Source organism: Streptomyces sp. NPDC002845, from assembly GCF_053591955.1.
Genome location: NZ_JBSFUU010000256.1, coordinates 1 through 1,195 on the forward strand (window position 1 = coordinate 1; position 1,195 = coordinate 1,195).

General features: G+C 68.8%; 2 protein-coding genes. Both read right to left on the reverse strand.

Annotation, left to right across the window (positions count from 1 at the left end; genetic code table 11):
- Positions 1-98: 98 nt before the first annotated feature.
- A complete protein-coding gene (locus ACWD3C_RS48715) occupies positions 99-926 on the reverse strand; it encodes an XRE family transcriptional regulator (protein WP_451155289.1) in 828 nt (275 codons plus the stop codon).
- Positions 923-1,195 (reverse strand): helix-turn-helix domain-containing protein (locus tag ACWD3C_RS48720; protein ID WP_451155291.1); only part of this gene is annotated, 273 nt, incomplete at its 5' end. The genes ACWD3C_RS48715 and ACWD3C_RS48720, both read right to left, overlap by 4 nt.

Consider the following 1,195-nt stretch of genomic DNA (forward strand, 5'->3'; position numbering starts at 1 on the left):
GGGGTCTTGGCTTGCTGACTCAGAGTGCCGACATGAAAGCCCTGTGGCGTTGACTGAAGTGTCAATGCCCCAGGGCTTGACGAGAGTTGAATGAAGGGCTAAACGCCGCACCACAATGCGTATTCGCGCAGCTCTCCACTGGCCCGCTGCCGCGCACGCAGCAGCGTGGCCACCGTCTCGTGCACCGAGTGGTGATAGCGGGTGAGCTGCGACGAGGCAGTACGGGCCTCTTGCAGCGAGGCCAGGGCCGCATCCTGGCGGGCTGTCCATGTCTCGGCACGCGCCTTGTCGATCCAGAAGTGCGCCGCGCGGGTGGGCGGGTAGTCGTCCGGCAACCGCACGCCGGAGGCGACGGCCAGTGCGTCGTCGTACTCGTTCTGATCGCTCGCGGCCGAGATCTCGTGAAGGCGGACATTGAGCGGCCCGAAGGCGAGGGCGTAGTCACGCGTTTCGCCGGTCTGCTCGGCGAGTTCGGCAGCCTCACCCATCCAGTCGGCCGCGCCGCTCTCGTTCCCGCTGCGAGCCGACAGGGTCGCGGCCCGCAGCTGAAGGGTGCCGCGTACGGCGCGGGTGGGCTGCGTCCTGTCGTCGTCGAGCTCCCGCAACGCGTGCCGCATCAGCGACACACCCCGATCCAGACGAGAGCTGTCGGCTGCCATCTGCGCCCGCTCGTAGCGCTCGATGGCGACCTGGCGCGGGTCGCCGGACTGAGGTGCTGCGACAGCCATGCGGGACAGGGCCAGCCGCGCGAGATCCATGTACCCGATCCGGTACGCCACGATCGCCGCCGTACGGGAGATCTCGGCCTGCGCCGCGTACGCCCGTTCGCGGTCCCTGCCCGGCGCCGTGTAGAACTGCGTGAGCAGGGCCAGTTCGGAGATCAGGCCGGGGAGGTCCTCGGCGATCTCCGTGAACTGCGCCTTCACCCGCAGTGCGTGAAGGCGCTGCACCTCGCCCTCGACGACGTCGAGGGGGCGCGGTGGCGGGGCGTCGTCCGGCGGGAGGTCCCAGTCATCGAACGCGGTGCTGATCGGAGTGAGGAGAGCGTCCAGCTGATCCTTCTGAAGGTCTGGATGTAGGGCTGCCCCCGCAGGACCGAGACACCCACGGCAAGGGCGCGGGCCACGGAAGCGAGCACGGATTCACTGACGGCCCGCTCGCCGTTCTCGATACGGGAGACCAGGCTCGGCGAGAC